The following is a 23,569-nucleotide window of genomic DNA, read 5'->3' on the forward strand; positions in this document are numbered from 1 at the left end:
AATAAAATCTGTGAAATTCGTGGGAAATATTTAATTTTTTGTTATTCTGAAATATTCAAAATCTGCATAGCCACCGCGGTTTGCTTTCTGTGTGCTTACAGAATATAAACCTACTTTGGCACCAATCCATTTTCCTGGTTTTGCCTGAAATGGCTCGCCAACTTTTATGAAATTCTTACCGTTTTCGCTGTAACTGAATGTGCAAATTCCGTTCGGCTCGTTGACATTTACTTTAAAATAAGCTTCGTTTGATTTTAATTTAGTTTCAAACAATACCTTTTCTTCTCCGCCTTTTTCAGCCTTTTCAGCTTTTCTTAGCTGAACATAATATCCGTCAGTTTTATTAGTAATAACAATCGATGCATGATCCATTCCCATTACTAAAAGTCCGGCAGTTTTTCCTTCTTTTGCATCTTCCGGAGTTAATTTAACTTTAGTGGAAGCCACAAAATTCGGAGCCGGGAATTTTTGAGTCACAAGATTCGGAACATTCCAAAGGTTTTTATCATTTTCAGCCATTTTCATGGAGAACAATCTCAAGAATTTCTGTCCGGGAAGTTTTGACGACCAAACGATATTTTCGTTGGCGCTCCATTGCCATTGTAAACCTAATTTTTCACCATCAAATTCATCGGTTTCCGGCGGAGTAACGATTGGATAAGTTTTACCAACGTTTGGTTTTTTATACGTTAAAACCGGTTCGCCGATTCCGTTTTTATCGTTGTCGATTCCTATTAAAGGCCAGTCTTTTTCCCATTTCATCGGTTGAAGATGTACGATCCTTCCTCCTGCATCCACATCCTGAAAATGATAGAACCAGTCTTCACCTGAAGGCGTATCTACCCACGCTCCTTGATGAGGTCCGTTTATTTTTGTTTTTCCCTGTTCGAGAACTATTTTCTCTTCGTAAGGCCCGTAAATATTCTTAGACCTTAACACCAATTGCCATCCTGTAGCAACGCCCCCTGCCGGAGCAAAAATATAGTAATAACCATTTCTTTTATACATTTTCGGACCTTCCACTGTTGGATGAGCATCGTGACCGTCAAAAATGTGAACCCCTTTATCTAAAACTTTCGTTCCTTCAGCATTCATTTTATTGATGGAAAGCAAACTTTTAACTCCAGCACGACTTCCAGCCCAACCATGAACTAAGTAAGCACTTCCGTCTTCATCCCAGAACGGACAAGAATCGATCAAACCTTTGCCTTCCATGACTAAAACAGGTTCGTCCCATTTTCCCAGTGGATCTTTGGTTTTCACCATATAAATTCCGAAATCGGGATCGCCCCAATAAATGTAGAATTCACCTTGATGAAAACGGATTGCAGGAGCCCAAACTCCATCACCTCTTTTTGGAGTGCTGAAATTTTTTGCAGGTAAAACATCCGGTAAAGCATAGTTGACCAGTTTCCAGTTAACCATATCTTTTGAATGGAGAATTGGTAACCCAGGAGCTTCGTTAAAACTTGAAGCGGTCATATAATAATCATCACCAACACGGGTAACATCCGGATCTGAATAATCTGCATACAAAATCGGATTTCTGTAAGTTTTTCCCTGGTCGGCAGTCCAGACTTCTGAAACGTATGGTTTTTCCTGTGCATTCAGATAAGTTGATGCAATAGAAAAGACGGTGATAGAAAGTATATTTAAAATATTTTTTGTCTTCATAAAATCCAAATTCATTGATAAAATGTAGTTATCCACAAATGGCTATTTCAATGTTAGTAACTTTTTTTTGAAAATTTAAAATTTTTATTTTGCTACGTTTTTTTTGAAATGACAATAGAATAATTATTTATTTTTCAAATTCTAAACTTGCCAAAATGAATGGTCCTGTTCCTTTTCCGTCATTAGAACGGATCTCTTCATTTACATAATATTCATAAGAACCGTCTCTGTAAGGTTTTCCGCCTAAACCTGCAACAGCACAACATTTATTTAAGTTTACAACACCATTTTCATCAACTGTAATTAGATCTTTGATGATCCCGTCGTAGCCTTTTTTGGCTGCAGTTTTGTAAGATTTAGGTAAATATCCTTTGTTCACCGATTTAATCATCGTGTAAACAAACATTGCTGAAGCGGTTGCTTCTTCGTAATTTCCGTTAGCTAATGGTTTATCTAAAACCTGATACCAAAGACCAGATTTTTTATCCTGATATTTAATAACAGCGTCAGAGTAAGATTTAATATAAGAAATAATTCTTGCTCTTCCCGGATGATTTTCTGGTAAATAATCTAGAACGTCTACCATTGCCATTCCGTACCAACCCATTGCTCTTCCCCAGAAATTTGGCGAGAGCCCGGTTTCTTTGTTTGCCCAAGCTTCTTTTTTGCTTTCATCCCAAGCGTGATATAGCAATCCTGTTTTTTTATCTAAAAGATTTTTTTGAACAGAATCAAACTGGAAAACGATGTCATCATACGCTTTTGCCGCATCTGCACCTTTGGTGAAATCTTTTGTATAGTGCGTGTAGAAAGGCATTCCCATATATAATCCATCTAACCAAACCTGATAAGGATAGATTTTTTTATGCCAGAAAGAACCTTCATTTGTTCTTGGCTGTCTGTCAATTTGTAAACGAAGTGTTTGCAGTGCTTTCAGGTATTTTTCTTTTTTCTCTTTTTCATAAAGATAAAGCAATACGTTTCCGCTATTCAACATATCGATATTGTATTTTTCGATATCGTAGGTAAGTATGGTACCGTCTTCTTTGATTAGTTTTTCTCCGAATTCACTGATGTAATCGTAATATTGCTTTTTACCTGTTTTAATATAAAGTTGCTCGGCTCCATCCAAAACGATTGCTGAAGGATACGTCCATTTCGGACTTTTGCTGAAATCTAGCATCCAAGCTTCAGGAAATCTCTGCATTTCTGAAAGCATCATTCTTTCTGACCATTTCAGATTGGTAGGAACAATTTTTCCTGATTGTGACACCTCTTTTGCGGGTTTTGAAACAACTGCATTTTTTGTTTGAGCACAAGCTAAGAACATTCCTGAACCTAAAACTGCAACTGCATATATTTTTAATTTTTGATTAATAAAACTCATTGTCATTCAATTTTAAAGTTGATTGTTATTATCTAAAATATCTAATTTTTTATCTAAATCTTTATAGAATTCTTCTTCAGTTTTCAAACCATTTGGCTCTTGCGACCAGGCTCCCATAAAGTAATAAGAAACATTTTTTGTCTTCTTGAAAACGACGATATGTGTAGATTTTGCTTTCACATATTTATCAAAACTTTCGATAGGGTAGAATACCACCATCCCAAGATTGTCGTCTTTTTTTGCTAAAGTCTGCGTTCCGTAAGTAGCAATGTAGCCCCATTTTTTATTTTTGCTGATTCCCTGCTTCATCGGGATATCTTTAAAAGCAACAATTCCGGTGCATAAACCTGAAAGCGTTTGATCTAAACTTAAGTCAACTTTCACAAAACGGTCTTTGTTGAAAATGGTCAGTTTCGATTGAAGGTCAACGGCTTTTCCCCAAGTTTTCCAACCTTTGTAATCGATGGTTGCGAATGATTTGTCATTTTCATTAAAAACTTTTGCGGTCGTGCTTTTTACGGTCTTAAAAGTTTCCACAAAATCATTTTGGTCATCATATCTTCCGTAAGAACCGATTCCGATGGTACGACCTGATTTCAAAATGTCTTGCCCCCAAGCTGCGTCGTGGTGATACGTTTCAAAACCGTCCTGACCGACTTCAGGCAAAACCAAAGTATTTACTTTTTTACCAAAAATATCAGTGGCATTTCTCCAATCCAAATACAGTCTGTAACCAATTTGGTTGTTTTCTAAACCAATTCCTTCGTATCTAATGTAGTAAGAATGGTCGGTATGCTCTGCAGGAAGTGTTAACTCATTTACGTTTTTAAAACTTCCGCCAATGTATTCGTTTCCCTGCCATTTTCCGCCGTCTTTTACAGATAATTCGGCATACGAAAAGGGTATTTTAGGATTTTTGCGTATTTTTTCGATTACATTTTGCTGAGCAAATGACGTATTGGCTGCGAAAACTGCTCCAGTTAATATGATTTTGAATATGTTTAATTTTATTGACATAATACTTTCGTTTTAGATAACCATTTATTTAAAAAGTTCAGTGACTTTCTACTGTTTATCGGTTATTTTTTTTACAAGGTCATTGATGTAAACCTCAATATTATCATAATTTTTATCTAGATTCCTTCCGTTTGCATTGGATTTTTTAGGATCAAGATGATGCTTTATTTCCCATTCGTCGGGCATTCCGTCGTTGTCTGAATCGAGTAGGGCTTTTCCTGGTTTTAAATCTGGAAATCCACCAACATCATTTTGCGAATCGATGATTCCGTTTTTACTTCCAAGCGAACCGTTGTATGTGAAAGTTCCTTTTTTTACATCTTTTAAAACATTTATATCTACCGCATCTCTCACCAAACTTGCACCGCTAATCTGCAATATTTTTTCATACGCTTCTTTTGCGGTATGTGTTTTTACATTATTCTGAATGTCGTGAGGTTGGTTGATTTTTATTGAATTTTTATCAGCATCTGTCAAATTGTAAGAAGGTTTCATTTGATTAAAAACTCCTAAATTCCAGTTGTCTGCGGTTACATCAGGATTTCCTTCAGAAACATTTCCGTTGATGTAATATTTTCCCCAAATGTTATAAACTTCAGTTTCAGGTTTTTCATTTTTATCAATGGCAACGATTCTTTTTTTGTTCATCGATGCGGGACCTGGTTTATAGTAATTGTTAACAATGTTTACATTCATTCCTTCGCCACCGTAGACATTGTTGTGTCCCCAATTATAAATAACATTATTTCTAAAATCGGTTAAATCAGTCAAAGCAAATTTGCTTCCTGCATATTCTCCCAACCTGGGATTTCTGCTGTCATGATGAGCATATAGATTATGATGGAAAGAAGCGAATTTTCCGCCTGCAATTCCTCCGTATCCGTGAGCACCTTTTTGATGGGCTGAGTTCCTTAAGCTTTCTGCAATTACACACCATTGAAGTGTGGTATTTTCGTTCACATAAATAGAAACCGTCTCATCGGTAGACCAGCTCATGGAACAATGATCGACGATTAGGTCTTTTATAAATCTTGCCCCCAAAGCATCGCCTTCAAATTTTTTCTGATCTCCCATTCTGAAACGTAAAAAACGAATAATTACGTTATCTGCCGCAACGAAAGTTTCGTAGTTGGCAATGGTAATTCCGTCGCTTGGAGCGGTTTGCCCTGCAATGGTGACGTTGCCTTCTTTTATTTTTAATGGTGATCCCAGATAAATTGTTCCGGCAGTTTTAAAGACAATATATCTCTGTCCTTTTTGTTCTAAAGCATATCTTAAAGTTCCTTCTGAGCCATCGTCTGTCAATTTTGTTACGAATAAAACTTTTCCGCCTCTTCCTCCGGTTGTGTATCTTCCGAAACCTTCTGCACCAGGGAAGCTCAAGGTTTTATCTTGAGCCGAAACCGACAACATAAGCATTGTAAAAATGCTAGAGGTAAAGATTTTATGTTTTAGACTGAATTTCATTTAAAATAATTAAAATTTTATTTCATTGAATTTTTTAAATATGATAAATTGACAGGTCGCTCCTACGGAGCTTCGTTTTTTTACATTTATTTTTTCTATTAACAGCAAATCCCGATGGGATTAATTACAGCTTCAAAAGAAGAGGAATTTTAATTTTTTTCGGAAAAAATAATTTATTTAAAACTTTTTGTAAAGTTCCAGTTGTCTTTTCCTTTCAGAATATTTTTTGCGGAATATTTTTTAGCTTCATTTTTTGTTAGCTGATGAGACCACGAAACTCTTTTTGATACATCTGAACCAACACCTTTAGAATTATATTCTCCATAGAAAGTGGTCTTTTCAGCATCAGGTTTAGACCAGTTATGCCAACCTTCTTTTTTTATTGTGAAATCGATTGCACAATTGATGTAAACTGTTTTAGCAAAAGGCCTCCAAGGTCTTCCCAAATATACAGAATTTGCTGATGCATCGCCTGTTAAATTACAGTTAATAAATACGTAACCAAACTCAGCACCTTCCGGAGTAGAGGCAGCGGTAACGTAAGATGCATTTTTTTTAGAATAAATTGTACAATCTTCAAAAACGGCAGTTCCGGCTCCGAAAATATAGTCTGTAGTTCCTTCGATGTAGCAGTTTTTAAAATAGTTTCGGGAAGTTTTACTTTTATCCGGGTTATCCTGAGTTCCTTTGGTATATAAAGTATCCTGAAATCCTAAAAATCTGCAGTTTTCAAATGCGATCTTGTCTCCTGTGGTAAGAACGGCAACCGCTTGTCCCACTGGTCCTGCATCATTTTGAAAGGTGATGTTTTTTGCTGAAAAATTATCTGAAAAAATAAATAGGGTAGACGAACCTGTAGTTCCGATGTTTTTACCTTCTGCGCTTTGTTTTGAAGCATGATCGCCGTAAACTAAAATGGTGTTTTCTGCTTTTTCACCGATTAAAATTATCGGGCTTTTTGTTGCAGATACAGTAACTTTTTCTCTGTACGTTCCGGGTTTTATAATAATTTTTGTTCTTATCGATTTTCCTTCTTCAACAGCGTCAATTGCCTGTTGAATGGTCGTGAAATTTCCTTTTCCGTCTTTCGAAACGATGATGGTTTTCTCATCATTAGCTTTGAAAGAAAGAAGGCTGATCATGACCATTGAAAAAATAAAGAAGAACGGACTATTTTTTAAACCTGAAAACTGCATAAGTTGTTGATCGTTTTTAGTTGTCGGTTGATGGCTGAAATTTCAACTTTTAAAAATCTTTTCTGAATTTTTCTTTGAAGAAAAGTACAGACCTTCTCCCGAAAAAGGAGGAAGTCTGTACTTAAAATTAATTAATATGAATGTATATTTTTACTAATAACCATAATCTTGGGTAAGATTGTAATTAGAATTGATAACGTCTAATGCTAATGGTAATAGCTCTTTCCTATTAGGCTGGAAATAATATGCATAACTCTTGATAGGGTCTCCACTGATGTATGGCTGAGTCATTGCCAATCTCCAGTTTACTTTTGTATAACCTGATGGTGTGGCAACAGATTGATTTGGACTGTAGAAAATATCTGCTTTTGCAACTCCTGCAGTTGTATAGAAATCAATGTCTAATACATTTTGCTGAGCTGTTTTTGTTGGCACATAGGTTGGTTTTTTATAGAAGATATATTCAGGAACGTTTGCATAAGCTCCCGTACCATTCATAAATTGGGTAAGCTTAGCTCTTGTTTCATTGATTTTAGTTTCTAATAAATTCCAACGGATAAGATCATATTTTCTTAATCCTTCACCCCCAAATTCAAGCTGTCTTTCTTTTACGATATAATCAAAGAAAGCTGCTTTACCAGTTGGGATAGTTCCTACTTGACCTAAATTACCTGCGTAAGCTCTTTGTCTTACTGCCATTACTGCATTTACAGCATCTGCAGATGGGCCACCGTGCAATTCGTTATCTGCTTCTGCAAACATTAATAAGATATCTGAATATCTTAGCATTGGCCAGTCAATCCCTAAATTTTGAGAAGTTCCTGTAATTGAGGTCCAAGATTTTCTGAATTTACCGTCATTCCAGTTGATAGATGTCTGAAGTTCTTCTTGTTTTGTAGTACTTACTCTATAGATGGCGATGTTAACATCTCTTCTTAGATCGTATTTGGTAAATTCATAGAAATAAACAGGAATTGCGCTGATTCCACCTGAAGATTTCCAATCGGTATCATCATGTCTTAAACCATTATAGTAACCAATTTTACTGTCTGTTCTTGAGTTTCCTCCGAATGCTCCGATTGCATAAATCACCTCATTCGTAGCATCCTGGCTATTGGTATGCAATGATCTGAATAATCCTTCATAACTAGGATTAAGCTGATGCTGAGCAGAATTGATAATGTCTTTACACTCATCATAAGCGATCTGATAATATTTCTGAGGATTAGAACCCTGCTTCATTTGTTGAGGATTTCTTCTTAATGAATATCCTGCTCTAGCTAAAGCAATTCTGGCTCTTAAACCTTTAACCGCTCCTTTAGAAATTCTTTGTGCGGTGGTAGCGCCTTCAGACCTCCAAGGGACAAGACTTTCTGCTTTAAGCAAATCGTCAAGAATTTTATCATAAATAACGTCTCTGTCTGTTTTTGCAAGATACAAATCAGGAAGATCAGCAGAAGGTACATCTTGGAAAGGTACATCGCCCCAGTTTTTTATAAGGTCATAGTAGAATTGGGCTCTTAATGTTAAAGCCTCACCCAAATATCTATTCATTAATATCTTATCTGCTGCAGAACCAGTTTGCATCACTGGTGAAATCGGGATATTTTTTATAACAAGATTAGCTCTTTCAATTCCTGCGTAGGTATCTGTGAAAGGTCTTAAAAGCTCAGGATTTGTGGGAATTGCACCAAAGCAGCTAATTCCTCTTCTGTCATTTGCATTGTAATCCCCTGAAGTTCTTAAATCATCTCCTGATTGGGTAAGGATTAAGTTCATTCTTTGACCATAGGTATTATCACCCATAGTTGAATTGTAAACCCCGACCAAAGCAGAAAAAGTATCTGGAGCAGAGTCAAATTGTTGTTTTTCAGCTGTATTAGATAGGCTTTCTACATCCAGGTATTCATCACAAGAGTTTAAAGATATTACTCCTGCAATAGCAAATAGTATTGTTAAAAATTTATTCTTCTTCATAATATTAGGTTTAAAAAGTGATGTCAACTCCTGATAAGATAAATCTGCTTCTTGGGTAAGCCGCATAATCTACACCAGGTGTCAGAGGGTTTCTTCTGGTATTTGCTTCAGGATCATACCCAGAATATCCTGTGATTGTAAATACATTGTTCATTGTGAAATACAGTCTGAAATTTGAAAGCCCTAATTGTTTGGTAAAATCTTTCCCTAGAGAATACCCTAGAGTTACGTTATTTAGTCTTAAGAAAGACCCATCTTCAATTCCGTAAGAATGTAAAAAGTACGCTCCTGCAGGTGGAGTCCATCCTGTTGTATTGGCATTTAGAGCCGCTAACTGAGTAGGATCATTTACTTTTTCTCCGGCATCGTTAAACCATCTAAATCTATTGGCAACATCGGCTGCCATGTTATTGTCTTTGTATAAATATTGAGTGGTGTATTCTAATTTGTTGGCATTATATACTTTGTTTCCGACAGAGAAATTAAACATTAAGCTCATATCCCAGTTTTTGTAACGGAAAGTCTGGTTAAATCCACCATAAAATTTTGGCTGAGCATTTCCTAAGTCAGTCATGTCTTTATTGTCAATAACTCCATCTTCATTCAAATCCTGAAGTTTAAGGTCTCCCGGCTGAATAAGTTTTGCTCCATTGGCTGCTGCTGCAGAACTTGGAATACCCGCTTTTAAAGTATATACTTGTGTAGTTGCATTGTAATCAAAATCACTCACTTCATATCTTCCAGCAGTAACGTATCCCCAGTAGGTACCCACTGGTTTGCCAACCTGTACCAAGAAGTCATTTAAATTATTTTGCCAACCAGAAGGGGTTAAATAAGAATTGGCACTTACTGATGCACTATTTCCTAAACTTTTGATTGTATTTTTGTTTGATGAAATATTGGCATCCATTTTCCAAGTGAAATTTTCCTTGTTGATGATGGTGCTTCCTATGGAGAATTCAATACCTTTATTAGTGGTACTTCCTGAATTCTGAAATTGAAAGTCGTACCCTAAGTTTTGAGGAATTCTAGCTAAAAGCAATAAGTCTTTGGTATCAGTTTGATAAACATCCAATGTACCGTAGATTTTTCCTTTAAATAAACCAAAGTCTAAACCTAAGTTTTTAGAAGCAGATTTTTCCCAAGTAACATTTTTATTAGCCATAGTATTTCCTGTGGTAGCTCCCGGTGTTACATTGTTTCCAAACGCATATCCGTAATCTGATGATGTTAAAAAGAAAGTATCATATAAGAAACCTCCGATTCTGTTATTCCCCGATAAACCGTATCCTGCACGAAGCTTTAATTCGCTGATTGTCTGGCTTTCTTTTAAGAAATTTTCTTCAGCAATTTTCCAAGCAACAGATCCTGCCGGAAAATATCCCCATCTGTTTCCTGGCCCAAAAATACTAGATCCATCAGCTCTCATGGAAGCAGTAATAATGTATTTATTATTGAAAGTATAATTAGCCCTACCAAAAAATGATACTAACCTATCAGGAGCTCCTTGTAGCATTGGTGTTTTGGGTGCATCTTGTACCATTCCTGCGGGAGGAGAAGCTAACTGAATATTGTGAAATGCTTCTTGTGCACCGGTTGATTTAGGAAGCCATTTAATATTCATTTGTAAAGATTCTCCATCTGTACGTACAGATTCTTGCCCAGCTAATAAGTCTAGCTTGTGGTTTCCAAATGTTTTTCTAAAGTTTAAAGTATTAGAGTTGGTAATTCTCCTAGATTGAGTTTTACTTAAAAATACAACGGGCTGATCATTGTTTTGTCTGGCAAGTGAAGTTACAGTACCTGAAAATTGGTTAACAAACTCATCTCTCTGTAAATAACCTACTACACTTCTGAATGTAAAATATTTGTTGATTTTATAGTCGATAGTTCCGTTTAATAAGAGGTCATTTCTCCCACTTTCTTTAATCTCATTATTAGCTAATAAAATAGGATTTACCAAGTTGGTTTGGTCTGCAAATAGAGGGTCAAACTCATCAACGTTTACTGTAGAAAGACCTTCAAATGGTTGATATCTTACTGCATTTCTTAATCGGTTGGTACTTTGTGATCCTGTAGAAGAAGTTCCTGCACCATAAATAGTTTGTCTGCTATATCTGGCATTTAATGTCATGCTTAATTTCTTCGAAATATCGTAATCATATTTGAAGTTGGCCATGTTTCTTTTAAATCCCGAGCCAATCATAATTCCATCTTCCTGAACGTTATTTAGAGATAACGAGAAAGCCGAATTTTCAGATCCTCCGGTCACAGCAAGGTTATTGGTGAAGTTAAATGCTTCTCTTCCAAAAACCTCGTCTTGCCAGTCTCTTTTTTCTACGTCTTTGTATTTGCTCAATTGATCGTAGGTGCCATATCTGTTTTCAAATATTGTCTTGTCGCTCGCAAGACCAGCTTTATTATACAGTTCATATTGATACAAAACATATTCATACGGATCTAATACATCAATTGTATTTTGAATTTTTCTTACCCCTAAAAAACCATTATAATTAATTGATGTTTTTAGTTTTTTACGACCTCCTTTTGTGGTAATCAAAACAACACCGTTAGCTCCTCTTGCTCCATAAATATTGGTAGAAGAGGCATCCTTTAAAACTTCAATAGATTCAATTTCTTTTGGAGATAAAATAGATAGTGCATTATCCATTTGTATTCCATCTACAATGTAAAGCGGGGCATTACTTCCTGTAATAGAATTACCTCCTCTGATTACAATATCTACATCGGCTCCGGGTGAGCCTTCACTTAATGAAACTTGTACTCCGGCCATTCTACCCTGAATTGCTTCTGCAGCATTGGTAGATGGCATATCTTTGATTGCTTCAGCTTTTACAGAAGATACGGAGTTAGTAACATCTTTTTTAGAAACCTTAGTATATCCTACCAAGACAACTTCGTCAATCTTGGTTTCTTTTTCCTGAGCCATACCAAGTACGGGAAGCAGGAAAACAGTTAAATATAACCACTTTATTGATTGTACCTTTTTATCCATTTATTGTATCCTTATATAGTTTAATGTGTGGTGTGAGAAGTCAAACAACTTCTCTGTTTTTTTTGTGGATTTCTAAGTATTCTGTTCGTAGGAATATTTTAATGATATACGCTTTTCAGAGTGCAATCGATTGCGTAATTATTTTTAATAAAATATCTTGGCTTCTAAACTAATATTATTTTTCATTACGCAAAGAAAAAAATGTTATTTTTTTATTAATTTGACTGTTTAATTTGTTAAGAATTGTAAAACGTTAAACATTGAATATGTTTTAATTAATTAATATTCAGTTATTTGTGTTTTGTTTTTTTATTGCTTTTAAATGAATGAAAATGTGAAATTAATTTGATGTTTAATGAGAATAATACGATGAAATTAGCTTAAATCATAGTGTTTTAACTCTTCAAAAACTCCCAAAAAGTACCTCCAAATATGAATTTTAATCATTCAGTCTGATTTTTATCATCTTTTTTATGTGGAAAAACTTGTTTATTTTATAAATGATAATATTTCAGTTAAATTAACATATTATTCTTATAATTTTAATCTTATCCTTATATATGTAATATTTCGTAGTGTTCGTGCTAAATATTTGGCATGATTTTTATTTTTTACAGATGTTACATTGTTTTTCTGTAAAAAAACATGACCCTTTTGCTTCTCGATTTACAATTTTTTTAGAGTAATTTTAAATTTATTAAGTTGATTTTCAGCTTTTTATAAATTAAAATTAATTTTTTGTTAACCGAATACATATAATCTATATATTTAACAACAAGTATTTCTGTGGAATTTTAGTGTAATTTAATGCAATCGATTACGCAGTGTTTAACAGGTTTTTAAAAACCGTAATTTAAGTTTAAAATCTAGAGTATGACAAAATCAGAATTTCGATACGCCCACCATCCTGAAGATGTAAAAAAATATACAACTGAAGATTTGAGAAGGGAGTTTCTAATCAATGATTTATTTAATGAAGATCAAATCAATGTAGTGTATTCTATGTACGACAGAATGATCGTAGGTGGTGCAATGCCCGTAAAAAGCGCATTGAAATTGGAACCTACTGATGATCTGAAGGCAGAGAACTTCTTAGACAGAAGAGAATTGGGAATCATCAACGTGGGCGCTACCGGAAAGGTAACCGTTGACGGAGAGGTTTTCGAGCTTGGAAATAAAGAAGCTTTATACATTGGAAAAGGAGCAAAAGATGTTGTTTTTGAAAATGGAGATGAAGGTCAGACTTTATTCTATTTCAATTCGGCTCCTGCTCATCACACTTTTCCAACGAAGAAAATCACTAAAAACGAAGCCGAAATTGTAGAATTAGGCGAAGCAAAATACGCAAACAGACGTACCATCAACAAGTTGATCGTCAACAGCGTATTAGAAACATGCCAGCTACAAATGGGAATGACCGAGTTGCACGAAGGAAGTGTTTGGAACACAATGCCTTCTCACACGCATACCCGTAGAATGGAAGCTTATTTTTATTTTGATTTGGAGGAAGGTCAGGCGGTAAGTCACTTTTTGGGACAGCCGAATGAAACCCGTCATATTTTTATGAAAAACAACGAAGCTGTATTGTCTCCGGAATGGTCTATTCACTCAGGAGTTGGTACTTCCAACTACACATTTATCTGGGGAATGGCAGGAGAAAATATGGATTATGGTGATATGGACGCTGTTAAAACTAACGAACTAAAGTAATTTTTTCTACATGAATTTATTCGATTTATCCGGAAAAGTAGCCGTTGTAACCGGCGGTACTCACGGATTAGGAATGGCAATGGCTGAAGGTCTTGCCTCTGCAGGTGCTGAATTGGCCATCACGAGTACAACTCCCTCAAAATTAGACGAAGCTTTAGACTATTATCGCAGCAAAGGATATAGCGCTACAGGGTATCTTTTTGACGTAACAGACGAACGTGAAGCCGCTCAGAAGGTTGCTCTCATGGAAGCAACTCACGGGAAAATTGACATCTTGGTCAACAATGCAGGAATCATCAAACGTATTCCGGCGATTGATATGGATGTAGAAGACTTTAGAAAAGTAATCGATGTAGATCTTACCGGACCTTTCATCATGTCCAAATTAGTTGGGAAACACATGATTAAGAGAAAATCTGGTAAAATCATCAATATTTGCTCAATGATGAGTGAGCTGGGTCGTGATAATGTAGTGGCATATGCTTCTGCAAAAGGCGGTCTGAAAATGCTTACCAAAAATTTGGCAACAGAATGGGCAAAACACAATATTCAGGTAAACGGTATCGGTCCCGGATATTTTGCGACAACCCAAACAGAGCCAATCAGAGTAGACGGTCATCCGTTTAACGATTTTATCATCAGCAGAACTCCAGAAGGGAGATGGGGAAATCCCGAAGATCTTGCAGGAACAGCTATTTTCTTAGCTTCAGATGCAAGCAAATTTATCAACGGACACATTATTTACGTTGATGGCGGTATTTTGGCAACCATCGGAAAACCTTCTAACGAGTAACATTAGAATTTTACAAATGAAATCTTTTATAACAGATAATTTCTTATTACAAAATAAATACGCGGAAGAATTATACTTCAAATACGCAGAAAAACAGCCGATCATCGATTATCACAATCATTTGATTCCTAAAGATATCGCTGAAGATACAGTTTTCGAAAATATTTCTAAAGTATGGATTTCGGGCGATCATTATAAGTGGCGTGCAATGCGTACGATGGGTGTGAACGAAAAATTCATCACAGGCGATGCTTCAGATAAAGAAAAATTTGAAGCTTGGGCTAAAACGGTTCCTTATACTTTAAGAAACCCGTTATATCACTGGACGCATTTAGAATTAAAGCGTTATTTCGGAATTGATGAATTATTGAACGAAAAAAATGCATCAGATATTTACGACAACATCACCGCACAGCTTCAGACTCCCGAAAAGTCTACAAGAGGTTTGCTGAAAATGATGAATGTAGAATCTTTGTGTACAACAGAAGATCCGATTGATGTTTTAAATTATCACCAGGATCTAGCGAAAAGTGATTTTGATATTAAAGTAAGTACAGCTTTCCGTCCAGATAAAGCAATTCTTATTGAGAACCACAACTTTGCAGATTATATTTCAAAATTGGGCGATTCTGCTGGGATTGAAATCAATTCTTATCAGACTTTGTGCGATGCTTTATTAAAAAGAGTAGAATATTTCCACGAAAACGGATGCAGATTATGCGACCACGGACTGAATAATATTTCTTTTGAAGAAGCTTCAGAAGCTGAAGTAGCTGCTATTTTCAATGATAAAATTTCAGGAAAAGTAATCGCTGAAAAGCAGGTGAATCAGTTTAAAACTGCTATTTTACTGTTCTTAGGCGAAACGTATCACAAATTTGGATGGGTTCAGCAGTTCCACTTAGGAGCTTTGAGAAACAACAACGAAAGAATGCACAGAATTCTTGGTCCTGATACGGGATGGGATTCTATAGGAGATTTCGTACAGGCTGAAACTTTGTCTAAATTATTAAATACTTTAGACGGAAAAGATAAATTGACCAAAACAATTCTATATAACCTAAATCCTGCCGACAATGAGATTTTCGCAACAATGATCGGGAATTTCAACGACGGCAGTATCAAAGGAAAAGTACAGTTCGGTTCCGGATGGTGGTTTTTGGATCAGAAAGACGGAATGATTAAGCAGATGAATGCCCTTTCAAATATGGGATTAATCAGCTGTTTCGTAGGAATGTTGACAGATTCCAGAAGTTTCTTATCTTACCCAAGACATGAATATTTCAGAAGAGTTCTTTGTAACTTATTCGGTGAAGAAATGAAAAACGGCGAATTGCCGGATGATATGGAACTGATTGGAAAAACCATTTCCGATATCTGTTATCACAACGCTAAAAATTATTTCGATTTTTAAATTCAAATAAAATTAAATCTCTCGCAGATTGAGCTGATGACACAGACCAATTTAAATCTGCAAAATTTGCTCAATCTGCGAGAAATAAAAAATAAATTTGAAACATTAAGGAGTTAAGTTTTAAAGCTTAAAATTTTAATGGTTCAAAAACAATAATTTTCATATCTGCAATTTTTCTCAACTTGAAAATCTTTGTGAGCTTGGTGGAGTAGAACGCCTTTGCGAACTTAAAAATATACATCAAGTTTTAAAAGAAATCTTAGCGCACTTTGCGTTTAAATAACAGCAGATATTAAAAAGAGTATTTAAAATATGGCTAGTAAAATACTTACTTTCGGTGAAATCATCATGCGACTTTCGCCTCCAGGAAACAAAACAATGAAGCAAAGCCACGAAATGGAATTTTTCTTTGGTGGAACTGAGCTTAATGTAGCTTCTTCATTGGCAACAATGGGTTGCGACGTGATGCACATCAGCAATGTTTCTGATGATTTTGTGGGAGAATCTGCATTGTCTTTCATCAAAAGTTTTGGGATTGATACAACTTTCATCAATAAAAATGAACATCCTTTAGGTTTATATTTCCTTGAAGTAGGTTCATCGGTTCGTGCGAGCAGAATTGCTTACAACAGACTGAACGGTTCTTTTGCCAATATCAAACCCGAACAGGTTGACTGGAAAAAAGCTTTGGAAGGTTGCGAATATTTCCATTGGACAGGCATCAGTCCTGGGATTTCTGAAACTGCCTACGAAAGTTTGAAAGAAGGTTTACAAATTGCCCACGAAATGGGAATTGAGATCACCACCGATCCCGCTTACCGTTCAAACCTTTGGAAATACGGAAAAAACGGAAATGAAGTGTTGAAAGAATTAGTTTCATTATCTACAATTTTCATCGGTGGTGTGAATGAAATTAATGAAATTTTAGGAACTCAGTTTCCATCAAATAAAGAAGGCTTCTTAGAAGCTTGTGAAGAATTAAAAAAACAATGTCCTTCTATTCACAAAATTTTCGACAAAATAAGGATTGGGGTTACAGCAAGTTCTCAACAAACGCAAGGAAGAGCTTTAGTTAATAGAAATTACTTTGAAACCGGACTTCTTGAAGTAAATCCTGTAGTAGACAGAATTGGTACGGGAGATGCTTTTGCAGCAGGCTTAATTTATGGTTTATTGAATTTTGATGACGAAAAAGCCTTAAATTTTGCCAACGCAGCTTGTGCTATCAAACATACTGTTTTGGGCGACATCAATTATTGCAGCGCAGAAGATATTCTCGAAGTAATGGCAGGAAATTCAGGTGGACGCATCAAGAGATAGTTTGTTTTAGATTATGAAAAAGTCCCAAAGGGACGATTTAGCAAAGGATAAGATAAGATCCTATTTATAATTCAAATAAATTCTTGCAAGCACAGCACACTAAAGGATGGATAAAATCCCATCAAAAATTATTTTTAAACAAGATAATTAAACAAAATGACAAAAATTCAAACAGTTACAAATGCCATCATCGATCAGGGAATTTTACCTCTGTACTATAATGCTGATGAATCAGTAACGATAGACATACTAAAATCGCTTTACAAAGCAGGAATTCGCGCAGTAGAATATACAAGCCGTGGAGAAGCTGCGTTGAGTAATTTTACAAAAATGGTAGAAGTTCGTAATGCGGAAATGCCTGAAATGCTTTTGGGAATCGGAACAATTAAGAATGTAAAGCAAGCCGAAGAATATTACAAAGCAGACGCAGATTTCTTTATCAGTCCGGGTTTTGTAGCTGAAGTAGCAGCATTTTTAATTCCAAAAGATTTGTTATACAGTCCAGGTTGTATGACTCCGACGGAAATTATTACTGCGGAAGCTGCAGGAGTAACTTTTGTTAAATTATTCCCAGGTAATGCTTTAGGTGCAGGATTTATGAGTGCCATCAAAGATGTATTCCCCAATCTGAAATTTATGCCGACAGGTGGAGTAGATACCACTAAAGAAAGCATCGAAAGCTGGTTTAAAGCCGGAGTTTCTGCGGTAGGAATGGGAAGTAAGTTGGTAAGCAAAGAATTGATGCTTGCAAAAGACTATGCAACGATAGAAAGTGAAACTAAAAAAGTGCTGGATATTATCCAAACTTTAAAATAATAACTAAATTCTAAAAACTAATATGAGTTCAGTTAAATCTCTTAAACCGACACAATACAGGTGGACAATATGTTTACTGTTGTTTCTTGCAACCACGATCAATTATTTGGATCGTCAGGTTTTATCATTGACGTGGAAAGATTTTATCGCTCCGGAATTTCATTGGAACAATAATGATTACGGAAATATCACAGCATTATTCTCAATTTTCTATGCAGTAGGAATGCTTTTCGCAGGGAAATTTGTAGACTGGATGGATACCAAAAAAGGTTTCCTTTGGGCAATCGGAGTTTGGTCTATCGGTGCCGTTTTACACGCATTTTGTGGAATCGCAACTTCAGGGATCCTTACAGGAGAATGGATGGCAGGTTTTCACGGATCTAAAGAATTAATTGGAACCGTTTCAAATACTTCAGCAATCATCAGTACAAGTGTGACGTTGTTCATTTTCGCACGTTTTGTACTAGCAATCGGTGAAGCTGGAAATTTCCCGGCAGCGATTAAAACAACGGCAGAATATTTCCCTAAAAAAGACAGAGCATTTTCTACAAGTATTTGGAATGCAGGTGCAACGGTAGGAGCTTTGGCAGCACCTCTTACCATTCCTTTCATTGCAAAATCGATGGGTTGGGAATGGGCATTTATTATCATTGGTGCATTAGGATTTGTATGGATGGGACTTTGGGTTTTCGTTTACAAAAAACCACATTTACATAAGAGAGTTAACGAACATGAACTAACGTATATCAACCAGGATCAGGACGATCTTCCAAATGAAAATCCTTCAGCTCCCGAAAAAGTATTTACATTTAAAGAATGTTTCAGTTACAGACAAACCTGGGCTTTTGCTTTTGGAAAGTTCATGACAGATGGTGTTTGGTGGTTCTTTTTATTCTGGACTCCAGCGTATTTAAGTTCAGTTTACAAAATGGATTCTACAGAAAGTGCATTGCCATTATTTGTATTGTACATGATCACTCTATTCTCTATTATCGGAGGATGGCTTCCAAAATATTTCGTTGAAAAGAAAGGAATGAATGCTTATTCAGGAAGAATGAAAGCAATGTTGATTTTTGCATTTTTCCCTTTATTAGCACTTTTAGCACAACCTCTTGGTTCAGCAACGTATTGGATCCCTGTTTTAATTATCGGTATTGCAGGAGCAGCACATCAGGCTTGGTCAGCAAACATTTTCTCAACAGTTGGCGATATGTTCCCTAAAAAAGCCATCGCAACCATCACAGGAATTGGCGGAATGGCAGGGGGGATTGGATCATTCATTATCAATAAATCTTCAGGAGTTTTATTCGATCATGCTCATAAAGCTTGGTCAACGGTTGATGGAGTTCCTTTATTGGAAAAATACCCTCAATATATCAACGAAAGATTACCAGACGATTTTTTCAAACAACTGGAAAAATCAGGAGCAATAGTGGTAGACGGAATTGATAAAGGATACATGATCATTTTCTCTGTGTGTGCAGTAGCATATCTAATTGCATGGGCAGTAATGAAAACATTGGTTCCTAAGTATAAAGTGATCAGTAAATAAACTGAAATTTTGTAAGAAAAAATAGACCTTCAAGGTTTCAAAAACCTTGAAGGTCTGAAAATAACTTTGAGTTCTTTGCTAAGTCAACGCCTTTGCGAACTTAAAAATATACATCAAGCTTTAAAAAAATCTTTGCGGACTTTGCGTTTTAAAAGTTCTAAGATTTAACAGAATTAAAGACACAATTTAATTCAAATTAGAAAAATGGAAAATCAGACAAAACAAAAATTAAACCGCCAAAACAGCGGAATAGATACAAAACTTCCTATTAAAATAGTTCAGTTCGGTGGAGGAAACTTCATGCGTGGATTCACAGATTATGTGATCGACAAAATGAATAAAGAAGCAGGTTTCAATGCTGGAATTGTGAATTTACAGGCAACGCCAAACGGTTCTATCCAGAAAATGGAAGATCAGGATAATTTATACACCCTTTTCAATAGAGGAATTAAAAAAGGTGAAATTATCGATCAGAAACAAATCATTTCTGCGATACAGAAGTCGGTTAATCCTTATGCGAATTATGACGAATTCTTAGCTTTGGCAAAAGAAGAAGAATTAGAATTTATTTTTTCTAATACGACCGAAACAGGAATTGCTTATGATGAAACGGAAACTTCTTACGAAGGTCCGCACAAAAATTTCCCTGCGAAAGTAGCGGTTTTACTGCACGAAAGATACAAGCATTTCAACGGTGCAACAGACAAAGGATTAAGAATTATTCCTTGTGAACTGATTGAAGATAATGCGTTTACTTTAAGAAATATCATCTTAAAATATGCCCAACTTTGGAATTTAGAAGAGGAATTTGTGCAATGGATTAACCAAAGTAATTATTTTCATAATACGTTGGTAGACAGAATCGTTCCTGGATATCCTAAAGATGATGCAGAATCGTATGAAGACCAGTTAGATTATGAAGATCAGAACATGGTTGTTTCAGAAACATTTTTGTTGTTTGTGATTCAGGATGCCGGAAATTTAAATGAGAGAATTCCTTTCAATAAAATCAACGAGCAGATTTTAGTAGTGGATGATATTCAGCCTTATCGATTGAGAAAAGTAAGAATTCTAAATGGTGGTCATACTTTAATGTTGGCTCCTGCTATTTTATCTGGAAAAGAGTTGGTAAAAGAGGCGATTGATGACCAATTTATCGGCAAGTTTTTAAGTGATGCTATTTTTAATGAAGTTAACCCAACTTTAGGTTTAGATGAAGCTGAATTAAAAGATTTTGCAGAAGAAGTTTTCGACAGATTCATAAACCCTTTCATCAAACATCATTTGGCAAGTATTGCTTTATATTTTGTTTCTAAATTTAAAGTAAGAGTAATTCCTAGTTTATTAACATACGTTGAAACCAACGGAAAATTACCATTAAACCTTACATTTTCTTTAGCAAGTTTAATTAGATTTTATCAGGGAAGTTTTGGTGAAAAAGCCCTTCCTTTAAATGATGAAGAAGGAATTATTGCTAAATTTAAAGAAATTTGGACGAATGAAGATTATGAAAAAGTTGCTGAATTGGCACTTTCAGAAACTTCATTCTGGGACACCGACCTTACAAAGGTTGAAGGTTTAAAAACAGCAGTTGCTAAAGCATTGTACGAGATCGACCACAATGATACAGAGATTGCCTATAACAATTTTGTACAATTCAATTCTTAGAAAAAATGCAAAAGAAAGTACTGAAAGTAAATCCTAAAGACAACGTTGTAGTAGCGTTGATGGATTTGCCTGCCGGAGAATCGGTGCATCTAGACGGTACAGATTACACGGTTGTAAAAGATATTAAGGCAAAGCATAAATTTGCTGCCGTAGATTTTGAGGATGGTGACCATATTTTGATGTATGGCGTAATCGTTGGGAAAGCGAACCAATCTATCAAACAAGGTGAAGTAATTACCACTGAAAACGTAAAGCATCAAAGTGCAAAAGTAGAGGGTAAAACTGAAACTTTAGGCTGGAATCCACCCAATGTCGACAAATGGAAAGACCGTACTTTCAACGGATATCACCGTGAAGACGGACAAGTAGGAACAGAAAATGTTTGGCTGTTCTTCCCATTGGTATTCTGCGAAAACAAAAATATTGAAACACTGAAGGATATTTTTGAAAAAGAATTACTTCACGACAAAGCCAGCAAACATCAATTATTGCTAAGGTCATTACTAAATGGTGGAGCGACTGACGTTGTTGAAGAAGAAAAAGAAGAGGATACAAGAGTATTTAAAAATATCGACGTAAGATTCATCACGCACCAAGGTGGCTGTGGTGGAATTCGTCAGGATGCTGAAGCATTGGGAAGATTGTTTGCAGGATATGTCAACAACCCGAATGTTGCAGGAGCAACGGTTCTAAGTTTAGGCTGTCAAAATCTTCAGGTGCAAATCTTTATGGATGCACTTCATGCTTTGGCTCCAAATAACAAAAAACCGATTGTAGTTTACGAACAGCAAAAATCGGGAACGATTGATGAAATGCTGACCGGCGTTATCAAAGATTCGTATGAAGGTATTAAACAAGCGAATAATATTGAAAGAAAACCTGCATCCATCACCAAACTGAATATTGGTTTGGAATGTGGCGGTTCAGATGGTTTCTCAGGGATTTCTGCAAACCCTGTTTTGGGTGAAGTTTCCGATATTATGGCAGCAGTTGGGGGAACAACCATGCTTGCAGAATTCCCTGAATTGTGTGGAGTAGAGCAGGAGTTGGTCAACCGTTGCATCAACGATGAAGACGGTGTAAAGTTCCTGAAACTGATGAAAGATTTTGAAGCCTCTGTTGTTGCAGCAGGTTCAGGATTTGATATGAATCCGTCTCCCGGAAATATCAAGGACGGTTTAATTACCGATGCCATGAAATCTGCAGGAGCAGCTAAGAAAGGCGGTGCTGCACCAATTGTAGAAGTTCTTGACTTTACAGAATATGCTACAAAACCAGGATTAAACCTTTTGTGTACACCAGGAAATGATGCCGAATGTACAACTGCTTTAGTAGGTTCAGGTGCAACAGTGGTTCTTTTTACAACAGGTCTTGGAACTCCGATGGGAAATCCTATTTCTCCGGTAGTGAAAATCTCTTCAAACACTGTTTTGGCAGAAAAAATGTCTGATATTATCGATTTTAATGCAGGAACGGTAATCAACGGAGATAAAACCATTCCCGAAGCGGCGGACGAACTTTTGGAACTCATCATCAACGTAGCCAGCGGCGAAGTGAAAACCAAAGCGGACGTTCTTAATCAGAATGATTTCATTCCATGGAGACGAGGTGTCTCTCTGTAATGGGTTAATTATATTAAATATTAGGGTTGAAAATGCTTTCTACATCGTGTAGAGAGCATTTTCTTTTTTTTGTTTAAAGTTTTTCTTAAAGATTAAATAAACACATGCTTCAGCACCGCTTTTGGTTTAGCCATCCATCAAGCCAAATCCTTCTGGGACTTTTTTTGAATTTACTCTGTTGTAAGGCCAAATATAAATCGTTTTAACAATATTAGAATCAACATCTAGTAAATTGTATTCATCAATTGGTGCACTGACAATACTGCTTATCATCGAACCTGTTCTTTCCCAAGTATATTGCGAAGAACCTGGTTTTATGTAGATTAATCGATTTATATATTTTCTTGATTCAGGAACACTTGTTAAAAGAATAGGGTTGTCTTTTGAGTAACCAAATTCACCTTTGTGATTGGGTAATTCGTCGTTATCCGTACCCTCTTCTTCCTTAATTTTTTGTACCATGGCTTCCATTCATGCCATAAAATCTGTCGAATCAGTCTCTACTGGTGAGTCTTTTTTGTTTCTTTTAAAAAAATTAAATATTCCCATTATATATTGTTTTATTTATTCAAAACGCAATACTCTCTAGCTTTATGTAAGGCATTGATTTAAATGTAATTTTACTAAAATAATAAAATAAATGATAACAAATTGTGCTTTTTTGATAGTACAGATTTATAATATGTTCATAAAATATATTCTGTTGCAGAAAGTCACGGATTAAAAATCCGCAACATCGGATATTTAATATTTAACCCCGCATTTTGCAAAACCTATGTGCTTGTTGCACAACCAAAAATACTAAAAATAAATTTTGTGAATATTAAATAAATAAAATACTATAACTATTTGATAATTAATGTATTATTCATAAATTAGTACATGCAAGGAAAGAAAATAATTACTCCGCAACTCTTCTACCATCAAAGTTTGGATGAGA

Annotated in this window: 16 protein-coding genes; 8 read left to right on the plus strand and 8 right to left on the minus strand. The window is 35.7% G+C overall.

Annotation, left to right across the window (positions count from 1 at the left end):
• Positions 1-30: 30 nt before the first annotated feature.
• From AB671_RS20020 to AB671_RS20050, 7 genes are all read right to left on the minus strand, one after another.
• Entirely contained in the window at positions 31-1,674 is a 1,644-nt protein-coding gene (locus AB671_RS20020; protein WP_066680979.1) for a glycoside hydrolase 43 family protein, read from the minus strand.
• A 127-nt stretch (positions 1,675-1,801) separates the two neighbouring features.
• The gene (locus tag AB671_RS20025) at positions 1,802-3,061 is read right to left on the minus strand and encodes a glycoside hydrolase family 105 protein (RefSeq protein ID WP_066680976.1); all 1,260 of its coding nucleotides are present in this window, start codon (positions 3,059-3,061) and stop codon (positions 1,802-1,804) included.
• 12 nt (positions 3,062-3,073) lie between these two features.
• Positions 3,074-4,078 carry a DUF4861 family protein gene (locus AB671_RS20030; protein WP_228390992.1) on the minus strand — a complete coding sequence of 335 codons (1,005 nt, stop codon included), beginning with the start codon at positions 4,076-4,078 and terminating at the stop codon, positions 3,074-3,076.
• Positions 4,079-4,126: 48 nt separating this feature from the next.
• Positions 4,127-5,545: a polysaccharide lyase family 1 protein gene (locus AB671_RS20035; RefSeq protein ID WP_185114127.1), complete on the minus strand. Its 1,419-nt coding sequence runs from the start codon at positions 5,543-5,545 to the stop codon at positions 4,127-4,129.
• Between the two features lie 173 nt (positions 5,546-5,718).
• A complete protein-coding gene (locus AB671_RS20040) occupies positions 5,719-6,741 on the minus strand; it encodes a pectinesterase family protein (RefSeq protein ID WP_066680956.1) in 1,023 nt (340 codons plus the stop codon).
• 153 nt (positions 6,742-6,894) lie between these two features.
• Positions 6,895-8,718, minus strand: a complete 1,824-nt coding sequence (locus AB671_RS20045; protein ID WP_066680955.1) for a RagB/SusD family nutrient uptake outer membrane protein — start codon at positions 8,716-8,718, stop codon at positions 6,895-6,897.
• 10 nt (positions 8,719-8,728) lie between these two features.
• Positions 8,729-11,734, minus strand: a complete 3,006-nt coding sequence (locus AB671_RS20050) for a SusC/RagA family TonB-linked outer membrane protein (RefSeq protein ID WP_066680954.1) — start codon at positions 11,732-11,734, stop codon at positions 8,729-8,731.
• Between the two features lie 873 nt (positions 11,735-12,607).
• Between AB671_RS20050 and kduI the strand changes: the two genes are divergently transcribed.
• The 8 genes from kduI (at position 12,608) to AB671_RS20090 (ending at position 22,629) form a co-directional block, all read left to right on the plus strand.
• Complete coding sequence (gene kduI / locus AB671_RS20055; protein WP_066680953.1) at positions 12,608-13,444, plus strand: 5-dehydro-4-deoxy-D-glucuronate isomerase; 837 nt, start codon at positions 12,608-12,610, stop codon at positions 13,442-13,444.
• A gap of 10 nt (positions 13,445-13,454) precedes the next feature.
• Complete coding sequence (locus tag AB671_RS20060; RefSeq protein WP_066680948.1) at positions 13,455-14,237, plus strand: gluconate 5-dehydrogenase; 783 nt, start codon at positions 13,455-13,457, stop codon at positions 14,235-14,237.
• A gap of 16 nt (positions 14,238-14,253) precedes the next feature.
• Complete coding sequence (gene uxaC, locus AB671_RS20065; RefSeq protein ID WP_066680947.1) at positions 14,254-15,651, plus strand: glucuronate isomerase; 1,398 nt, start codon at positions 14,254-14,256, stop codon at positions 15,649-15,651.
• Between the two features lie 312 nt (positions 15,652-15,963).
• A complete protein-coding gene (locus AB671_RS20070; protein WP_066680946.1) occupies positions 15,964-16,971 on the plus strand; it encodes a sugar kinase in 1,008 nt (335 codons plus the stop codon).
• A gap of 156 nt (positions 16,972-17,127) precedes the next feature.
• Entirely contained in the window at positions 17,128-17,787 is a 660-nt protein-coding gene (locus tag AB671_RS20075; protein ID WP_066680945.1) for a ketohydroxyglutarate aldolase, read from the plus strand.
• A gap of 22 nt (positions 17,788-17,809) precedes the next feature.
• Positions 17,810-19,339 (plus strand): MFS transporter, encoded by a 1,530-nt coding sequence (locus AB671_RS20080; protein ID WP_066680944.1) that lies wholly within the window; start codon positions 17,810-17,812, stop codon positions 19,337-19,339.
• A 204-nt stretch (positions 19,340-19,543) separates the two neighbouring features.
• On the plus strand, positions 19,544-21,007 hold the full coding sequence (locus AB671_RS20085) for a tagaturonate reductase (protein ID WP_066680943.1): 1,464 nt from the start codon (positions 19,544-19,546) through the stop codon (positions 21,005-21,007).
• 5 nt (positions 21,008-21,012) lie between these two features.
• The gene (locus AB671_RS20090) at positions 21,013-22,629 is read left to right on the plus strand and encodes a UxaA family hydrolase (RefSeq protein ID WP_066680941.1); all 1,617 of its coding nucleotides are present in this window, start codon (positions 21,013-21,015) and stop codon (positions 22,627-22,629) included.
• A gap of 126 nt (positions 22,630-22,755) precedes the next feature.
• Here AB671_RS20090 and AB671_RS20095 read toward each other — a convergent pair whose 3' ends face one another.
• The gene (locus AB671_RS20095; protein ID WP_066680940.1) at positions 22,756-23,100 is read right to left on the minus strand and encodes a hypothetical protein; all 345 of its coding nucleotides are present in this window, start codon (positions 23,098-23,100) and stop codon (positions 22,756-22,758) included.
• Positions 23,101-23,569: the final 469 nt, after the last annotated feature.

It is taken from the genome of Chryseobacterium sp. BGARF1 (assembly GCF_001677955.1).
Classification (GTDB): Bacteria; Bacteroidota; Bacteroidia; order Flavobacteriales; family Weeksellaceae; genus Chryseobacterium.

Excerpts from the sequence above, each read along its gene's own strand:
- AB671_RS20020 (WP_066680979.1), bottom strand. The coding sequence starts at position 1,674 with ATGAAGACAAAAAATATTTTAAATATACTTTCTATCACCGTCTTTTCT.
- AB671_RS20025 (WP_066680976.1), bottom strand. The coding sequence starts at position 3,061 with ATGAGTTTTATTAATCAAAAATTAAAAATATATGCAGTTGCAGTTTTA.
- AB671_RS20030 (WP_228390992.1), bottom strand. The coding sequence starts at position 4,078 with ATGTCAATAAAATTAAACATATTCAAAATCATATTAACTGGAGCAGTT.
- AB671_RS20035 (WP_185114127.1), bottom strand. The coding sequence starts at position 5,545 with ATGAAATTCAGTCTAAAACATAAAATCTTTACCTCTAGCATTTTTACA.
- AB671_RS20040 (WP_066680956.1), bottom strand. The coding sequence starts at position 6,741 with ATGCAGTTTTCAGGTTTAAAAAATAGTCCGTTCTTCTTTATTTTTTCA.
- AB671_RS20045 (WP_066680955.1), bottom strand. The coding sequence starts at position 8,718 with ATGAAGAAGAATAAATTTTTAACAATACTATTTGCTATTGCAGGAGTA.
- AB671_RS20050 (WP_066680954.1), bottom strand. The coding sequence starts at position 11,734 with ATGGATAAAAAGGTACAATCAATAAAGTGGTTATATTTAACTGTTTTC.
- kduI (WP_066680953.1), top strand. The coding sequence starts at position 12,608 with ATGACAAAATCAGAATTTCGATACGCCCACCATCCTGAAGATGTAAAA.
- AB671_RS20060 (WP_066680948.1), top strand. The coding sequence starts at position 13,455 with ATGAATTTATTCGATTTATCCGGAAAAGTAGCCGTTGTAACCGGCGGT.
- uxaC (WP_066680947.1), top strand. The coding sequence starts at position 14,254 with ATGAAATCTTTTATAACAGATAATTTCTTATTACAAAATAAATACGCG.
- AB671_RS20070 (WP_066680946.1), top strand. The coding sequence starts at position 15,964 with ATGGCTAGTAAAATACTTACTTTCGGTGAAATCATCATGCGACTTTCG.
- AB671_RS20075 (WP_066680945.1), top strand. The coding sequence starts at position 17,128 with ATGACAAAAATTCAAACAGTTACAAATGCCATCATCGATCAGGGAATT.
- AB671_RS20080 (WP_066680944.1), top strand. The coding sequence starts at position 17,810 with ATGAGTTCAGTTAAATCTCTTAAACCGACACAATACAGGTGGACAATA.
- AB671_RS20085 (WP_066680943.1), top strand. The coding sequence starts at position 19,544 with ATGGAAAATCAGACAAAACAAAAATTAAACCGCCAAAACAGCGGAATA.
- AB671_RS20090 (WP_066680941.1), top strand. The coding sequence starts at position 21,013 with ATGCAAAAGAAAGTACTGAAAGTAAATCCTAAAGACAACGTTGTAGTA.
- AB671_RS20095 (WP_066680940.1), bottom strand. The coding sequence starts at position 23,100 with ATGGAAGCCATGGTACAAAAAATTAAGGAAGAAGAGGGTACGGATAAC.